The 7,019-nt window shown below is 40.3% G+C and carries 7 protein-coding genes; 6 read left to right on the plus strand and 1 reads right to left on the minus strand.

All coding sequences use genetic code 11. The features are described 5' to 3' along the window. On the plus strand, positions 1 to 232 hold a 232-nt coding region (locus tag BLT_RS0104445; protein WP_017726608.1), incomplete at its 5' end, for an FxsA family protein. A 117-nt stretch (positions 233 to 349) separates the two neighbouring features. Here BLT_RS0104445 and ytvI read toward each other — a convergent pair. After that, positions 350 to 1,510: a sporulation integral membrane protein YtvI gene (gene ytvI / locus BLT_RS21400; RefSeq protein ID WP_081599598.1), complete on the minus strand. Its 1,161-nt coding sequence runs from the start codon at positions 1,508 to 1,510 to the stop codon at positions 350 to 352. Between the two features lie 220 nt (positions 1,511 to 1,730). On the opposite strand from ytvI, the gene BLT_RS0104455 reads away from it, so the two are divergent. From BLT_RS0104455 to BLT_RS0104475, 5 genes are all read left to right on the plus strand, one after another. After that, positions 1,731 to 2,180: a DUF441 domain-containing protein gene (locus BLT_RS0104455; protein ID WP_394295495.1), complete on the plus strand. Its 450-nt coding sequence runs from the start codon at positions 1,731 to 1,733 to the stop codon at positions 2,178 to 2,180. A 248-nt stretch (positions 2,181 to 2,428) separates the two neighbouring features. Beyond that, on the plus strand, positions 2,429 to 3,544 hold the full coding sequence (gene citZ / locus BLT_RS0104460; RefSeq protein ID WP_017726611.1) for a citrate synthase: 1,116 nt from the start codon (positions 2,429 to 2,431) through the stop codon (positions 3,542 to 3,544). A 91-nt stretch (positions 3,545 to 3,635) separates the two neighbouring features. Further along, positions 3,636 to 4,904: an NADP-dependent isocitrate dehydrogenase gene (icd, locus tag BLT_RS0104465; RefSeq protein WP_017726612.1), complete on the plus strand. Its 1,269-nt coding sequence runs from the start codon at positions 3,636 to 3,638 to the stop codon at positions 4,902 to 4,904. Positions 4,905 to 4,942: 38 nt separating this feature from the next. Then, a complete protein-coding gene (mdh, locus tag BLT_RS0104470) occupies positions 4,943 to 5,887 on the plus strand; it encodes a malate dehydrogenase (protein WP_017726613.1) in 945 nt (314 codons plus the stop codon). Positions 5,888 to 6,268: 381 nt separating this feature from the next. Then, positions 6,269 to 6,988: a response regulator transcription factor gene (locus tag BLT_RS0104475; RefSeq protein ID WP_017726614.1), complete on the plus strand. Its 720-nt coding sequence runs from the start codon at positions 6,269 to 6,271 to the stop codon at positions 6,986 to 6,988. Positions 6,989 to 7,019: the final 31 nt, after the last annotated feature.

The raw sequence follows: 7,019 nt of genomic DNA on the forward strand, positions 1-7,019 counted from the left end.
TCGCTTAGCCCAGCTACAAGCACAGCAAGGCCAGATACCAAGTGAAGCAATCATTGATGGCATTTGTATACTCGTTGGCGGCATTTTTCTTTTAGCGCCTGGGTTTTTAACTGACATTATCGGACTGTTTATGCTGATTCCACAAACAAGAGGTACAGCAAAAGCTTTATTACAAAAGCTGTTTCATCGAATGATTCAAAACGGTTCATTTATTTTTATATCTAGACGTTAGCCGCTCGTTAAGACGAGCGGCTTTTTTCAAAAGATAAGAACGTAGAGCTTTAAAAGCTGATTAACTATAGGGGTTAGCGGCTCGGGGGGCACTTTGAACATAAAAAACGTTTATTAGTCAGCGTTTCCAGCGCTTGTCTTCGTTAGGAGGGCGTCTTGCGCTTTTCTTAATGGGGGCGATAATGAATTGATAAAGATCATGGAAGACACGAACGCGATAAAGGGCCTGAATGAAAACGAGAATCGCTGGTCCAATAAAAAGCCCTACAAATCCAAACACCTTGAATCCAACGAACAGGACGATTAAGGTAACGAAGGGATCGAGACCCATGTTTTTGGAAAGGACTTTTGGTTCCACTAGCTGGCGTTGAATGAGGATGATGAAATACAAAAGTGCGAGGCCAATCGCTAGTGATGATTCATCCGTAAAAAAAGCATAAAAAATCCAAGGAATGAACACAAGCCCTGTTCCAACGTAGGGAAGTAAATCGACAAAGGCGATGATTAGCACAACGGTAAAAGGGTAGGGGACACCAAGAATAAAGAGACCAACTAGAACCGTAAGAGACGTCAATAGAATCAAGAAAATCTGTGTACGAGCATAACTGAACAGCGCATGTTTTAAATCATAAAGGACATAGGTAAAGCTTTTTGATACTTTCGCTGGAATGAGGGACCGAAACAATGAAGATAGTCGGTACCAATCTTTGCTAATAAAAAATGTTGCCAGAAGAGAAAAAAGAAAGACTGAAGCTAAATTCGGTAGAGTAAGAAAAAAATTTGAGAGACCATGTAAAAACAGTTGAAGGATGTTAGAAATCGCTGTTGTTAATTCAGTGGTAATTGAACGAGCATACGTATACACAGACTTTTGCTGCTCAGAGTCTAATGTATGAAATAAATAAAGGAGTTCTTCAAAAAATGGCAGGATTGAAGTCGTAAAGCGCTCCTCCAAAGCGATTGAAATTTTTATGACATGATTAGGTATAACATTTGCAAGATAGTTAGATCCTGCAATTAATTCAGCAATAAAAAGTGTCACAAGCCCACCAACGATGCTACATAGTAAGAAAAGTGTTAGTAGGACAGCAGGGAGTCGTGTAAGGTGTAGCTGTTTTTCTACCCAGCAGATAAACGGATGAAGCAGAAAAGCAATGATGAAGCCGATAAGAAAGGGGTAAGCTACACTTACCACATAGTAACCTCCTACAATGAGTAAGACTGTACATAATATAACAAAGGCGGTTCGAAAGGTAACTTGAACGGATGTTTTACTCATGTTAAAAATCCCTTTCTTTTGTATGCGTAGCTTGTACCATCTATATGCCAAAGAAAGAGCGTTTATGTAGAAGAGGTGAATAATTGAAAGAAAAGGTTGTATGTTAATAAGTGGACATATGCGATTAGATGGCAAAAAGTTCAAAATTATGATATGATAATCAAGAATTGCTAAGGAGGAAGGATGGGCAATTAATTTGATTTCAGAAGCTACTATATTCATGCTCGTCTTATTGGCAATTGCCCTGATTGCCAAAAATCAATCGCTCATGATCGCTGTGCTTGTTTTATTAGTGATAAAATTTGTTGGGGCAGGGGATAAAATATTTCCGTTTATTCAAGATAAAGGGATAAATTTAGGTGTAACCGTATTGACGGTTGCCGTTTTAACACCGATTGCCGTTGGGGAAATTGGATTTAAGCAACTAAGTGAAGCGGCGCGTTCTTCCTATGCATGGATTGCTCTTGCTTCCGGAATACTTGTTGCATTAATTGGGGCTACTGGTATTGATTTATTAAGAAATGACCCGCATATTACCACGGCACTCGTGTTAGGGACGATCATTGCGGTCGCCTTTTTTAATGGTGTCGCTGTAGGGCCCGTCATTGGAGCAGGTATTGCGTACCTTGCCATGCGAATCGTTCAGTTTTTTGGAACAATGGGAGGGTGAGCGACATAATAAGTATGTTCGTTCATCTTTTTGACCTCCTAACTTATTATCTGAAAACTCCAATTATTCCAACTTATATCTGTTGAAGCTGAAAACTTCACAGAAACGTTCACAAAAGTTTAAATAATGTTTATAATGAGAGTTGATTGACTTCCTTCCTACATAGCGAACGATTTATTACATGGAAATGTAAGCATTTTCGCTTACAAAAAAGAGTCAAAGAATTTTAGGGAAAAGGAGAGGTTTGAATGAGTACAACTCGTGGTCTTGAAGGTATTGTAGCAACAACATCAAGCGTGAGCTCTATCATTGATAGCGTGTTGACCTACCAAGGATATGACATTGATGACTTAGCTGATCATGCGAGCTTTGAAGAAACCATCTATCTACTTTGGAACGGTAAGCTTCCGAATGAGAATGAACTCCAAGATTTAACAGAAGCTTTGGCACGCAATGCAGAAATTCCGCAAGAAATTATTGAGCAAATGAAATCATATCCAATGGATAAGGTTCACCCAATGGCTGCTGTGCGAACGGCTGTTTCAAGCTTAGGTTTGTTTGATGAAGAAGCAGATCTAATGGAGGAAGAAGCAAACCGTCGCAAAGCGATTAAGCTTCAAGCGAAGATCCCAACAATTGTGACAGCGTTTTCTCGTATTAGAGAAGGAAAAGAGCCTGTTTCACCTCGTCAGGATTTAAGTTTCGCGGCAAATTTCTTGTACATGCTAACAGGTAAAGAGCCTGATGATATTGCAGTAAATGCTTTTAATAAGGCACTTGTGTTACATGCGGACCATGAGTTAAACGCTTCAACCTTTACAGCACGTGTCTGTGTGGCGACGCTATCTGATGTGTATTCAGGAATTACAGCTGCTATTGGTGCATTAAAAGGACCTTTACATGGTGGAGCAAACGAAGCGGTTATGGCGATGTTAATGGAGATTGGCGATGTTGATAACGTTGAGCCATATATTCGAAAAGCATTGGATAACAAAGAAAAAATTATGGGCTTCGGTCATCGTGTGTACAAGGATGGAGACCCCCGTGCCAAGCATCTTCGTGAAATGTCAAAGCGTTTAACGGAAATTACTGGTGAGAAAAAATGGTATGAAATGTCCGTTAAGATTGAGGAAATAGTGACAGGTGAAAAAGGTTTATTGCCGAATGTTGATTTTTACTCAGCTAGCGTATACCACAGCTTAGGCATCAAGCATGACTTGTTTACACCGATTTTTGCTGTGAGTCGTGTATCTGGTTGGCTTGCTCACATTTTAGAGCAATATAGCAACAACCGTCTTATTCGTCCACGTGCAGAATATGTTGGTCCTGATAAGCGCTCTTACATCCCTATTGACAAAAGGTAATATTTGAACCAAAAAAGCAAGAGAGGGTTAATCCTCCTTGTACATAGAGGAAGAGCTGAAGAAGAATTATTATTTTTAGGAGGTAGTTTTCATGGCAAATGGAGAGGTAATCAAAGTTAATAATGGAGTATTAGATGTACCGAATAATCCAGTCATTCCTTACATTGAAGGTGACGGTATTGGGCCTGACATTTGGAAAGCAGCATCTCGTGTTCTTGACGCAGCTGTTGAAAAGGCATATAACGGTGAGAAGAAAATTGTATGGAAAGAAATTCTTGCAGGTGAAAAGGCTTATAACGAAACAGGTAGCTGGTTACCTGATGAGACATTGGAAACAATTCGTGAATATATCATTGCCATTAAAGGACCTTTAACAACGCCAGTAGGTGGAGGAATTCGTTCACTTAACGTTGCACTTCGTCAAGAGCTCGACCTATATACTTGCTTACGTCCAGTTCGTTATTTCCAAGGTGTTCCTTCTCCTGTAAAACGTCCAGAAGATACGGATATGGTAATCTTCCGTGAAAACTCTGAAGATATTTACGCAGGGATCGAATATCAAGCTGGTACAGATGAAGTAAAGAAATTAGTCACTTTCTTACGTGAGGAAATGGGTGTGAAGAAAATTCGTTTCCCTGAAACATCTGGTATTGGAATTAAGCCTGTTTCTCAGGAAGGAACAGACCGACTAGTTCGTGCAGCTATTCAATATGCGATTACGGAAGGACGTAAGAGCGTAACCCTTGTCCACAAAGGCAACATTATGAAATTTACTGAAGGTGCCTTCAAAAACTGGGGTTATGAGCTTGCTGAGCGTGAGTTCGGAGATAAAGTATTCACGTGGGCACAATACGACAAAATTGTTGAGCGTGAAGGAAAAGACGCAGCAAACAAGGCGCAAGCTGATGCGGAAGCTGCTGGTAAGATTATTGTGAAAGATTCAATTGCTGATATTTTCTTACAACAAATTTTAACACGTCCGAAAGAATTTGATGTTGTAGCAACAATGAATTTAAATGGAGACTACATTTCCGATGCCCTTGCTGCTCAAGTTGGCGGAATCGGTATCGCACCTGGTGCTAACATTAACTACGACACTGGACATGCTATTTTCGAAGCGACTCATGGAACAGCTCCAAAGTATGCAGGTCTTGATAAAGTAAACCCATCATCTGTTCTTTTATCAGGTGAATTAATGCTCCGTCACCTTGGTTGGTTTGAAGCTGCTGATATGATTATGAGTTCAATGGACAAGACGATTGCAAGCAAAGTTGTCACATATGACTTTGCCCGCCTTATGGATGGAGCAACTGAAGTAAAGTGCTCTGAATTTGCAGATGAACTCATTAAAAACCTTTAATAAATCGTCTAACGAACTAAGTATAGGAGTGACGATCGATGGCAATTAAGCGTAGAAAAATTTCAGTAATCGGTGGCGGCTTTACTGGAGCAACAACGGCACTAATGGTTGCTCAAAAAGAACTTGGGGATGTTGTTCTTGTTGATATTCCTCAAATGGAAGGCCCAACAAAAGGGAAGGCTTTAGACATGCTTGAATCTACACCTGTTCAAGGGGTCGATTCAAACATCATAGGTACCTCTAGCTATGAAGACACAAAAGATTCTGATGTCGTTGTCATTACTGCTGGGATTGCACGTAAGCCTGGAATGAGCCGTGATGACCTTGTGAATACGAACGCTGGAATTATGAAAGCAGTGACAAAGGAAGTAGTTAAGTATTCACCGAATTGCTATATCATCGTGCTAACAAATCCAGCTGATGCGATGACGTACACAGTATACAAGGAATCAGGGTTCCCGAAAAATCGTGTCATTGGTCAATCGGGCGTACTCGACACAGCACGCTTCCGTACATTTGTTGCGCAAGAATTAAACCTATCGGTTGAGGACATTACTGGTTTTGTTCTCGGTGGACATGGTGATGACATGGTGCCATTAATTCGCTACTCGTTCGCTGGTGGTGTGCCTCTTGAGAAGTTAATCCCTCAAGACCGCATCGAGGCAATTGTTGAACGTACGCGTAAAGGTGGCGGCGAAATCGTTGGTCTCCTTGGAAACGGAAGTGCTTATTACGCTCCAGCTGCTTCTCTTACACAAATGGTTGAAGCAATCATTAAAGACAAAAAGCGTGTTCTTCCAACGATCGCTTACCTTGAAGGCGAATATGGCTATGAAGACATTTACGTTGGTGTTCCTACCATTCTTGGAGGAGATGGCATCGAAAAAATCATTGAGCTTGATCTAACAGAAGAAGAGAAAGCTGCATTTGCAAAATCAGTTGATTCTGTTCGTAATGTCATGCAAGCTCTTCCGAAAGAATAAAGACTGAAAAATCCCCCTGCTTGTTCAAAAGCAGGGGGATTTTTTTTAAGATTAAAAAGGGATAACCTGTCAAAGCTGCCTATACGCTTGAGGTAGCTACAGCCTGTAAAAAATATTGGCAGGCTTTTAGCGCTTGTCGCAGCTGACCAAGGCGCTTGTGCTTTTTTTAGAAGGAGTGGTACCTTTGTTCCATCAGACATAGTGGCTGTACAATTAAGGTGAAAGGGTAACAAGCCTTATAAATACCTAGGGATGAGTGAGCACTCTATCCTTTTGCTAACTCCTATCCATCTTTTTGTTATAATAAAGAAAAAACAATTTTGGGATGGCATTTTGAGAAACCGGTTCGAAAATTTTTGAGTAGAGTATGGAGGATGAAAAATGTCACAAAGGTTGCTAGTCGTTGATGATGAAGAATCAATTGTAACGCTTTTACAGTTTAATTTGGAACAGTCAGGATACGAAGTTGTAACAGCCATGGATGGGGCTGCTGCATTGCATTTAGCAAAGACAGAGACGTTTGACCTTGTCATTCTTGATTTAATGCTACCTGAGATAGATGGCCTAGAGGTTTGCAAACAGCTAAGGCAGAACAAAATCCTTACACCGATCTTAATGTTAACGGCCAAAGACGATGAATTTGATAAAGTTCTTGGTTTAGAGCTTGGTGCTGACGATTATATGACAAAGCCATTTAGTCCAAGAGAGGTTGTTGCTCGAGTTCGGGCGATTTTAAGAAGAGTCGTACATACAAAAGATACAATGGAGGAAAAAACGGATTCAGAGCCCACAATTAAAATTGGTGAGGTCGAAATTTTTCCGGAAAATTATGAGGTTTTTTTTCGAAAGCAGCCATTAGAGTTAACGCCAAAAGAGTTCGAGCTGCTTTTATTTTTGGCTAACAATAAGGGAAGAGTATTAACACGTGATCAGCTGTTAAATGCAGTTTGGAACTATGAATTTGTGGGTGACACACGAATCGTGGATGTTCATATTAGTCATTTGCGTGAAAAAATTGAATCAAATACGAAAAAGCCAGTCTACATTAAAACGATACGAGGCTTAGGATACAAGCTTGAGGAGCCCACATTGAATGGTTAAGTTCCGTAATCGATTGATTGTTTCGATATTA

Origin of the sequence: Halalkalibacterium ligniniphilum, assembly GCF_000334155.1 — a bacterium.
GTDB lineage: Bacteria > Bacillota > Bacilli > Bacillales > Bacillaceae_D > Halalkalibacterium > Halalkalibacterium ligniniphilum.

What these genes read in the sequence shown, in the direction of transcription:
- ytvI (WP_081599598.1), bottom strand. Translation starts at nt 1,510, where the DNA reads ATGAGTAAAACATCCGTTCAAGTTACCTTTCGAACCGCCTTTGTTATA.
- BLT_RS0104455 (WP_394295495.1), top strand. Translation starts at nt 1,731, where the DNA reads ATGCTCGTCTTATTGGCAATTGCCCTGATTGCCAAAAATCAATCGCTC.
- citZ (WP_017726611.1), top strand. Translation starts at nt 2,429, where the DNA reads ATGAGTACAACTCGTGGTCTTGAAGGTATTGTAGCAACAACATCAAGC.
- icd (WP_017726612.1), top strand. Translation starts at nt 3,636, where the DNA reads ATGGCAAATGGAGAGGTAATCAAAGTTAATAATGGAGTATTAGATGTA.
- mdh (WP_017726613.1), top strand. Translation starts at nt 4,943, where the DNA reads ATGGCAATTAAGCGTAGAAAAATTTCAGTAATCGGTGGCGGCTTTACT.
- BLT_RS0104475 (WP_017726614.1), top strand. Translation starts at nt 6,269, where the DNA reads ATGTCACAAAGGTTGCTAGTCGTTGATGATGAAGAATCAATTGTAACG.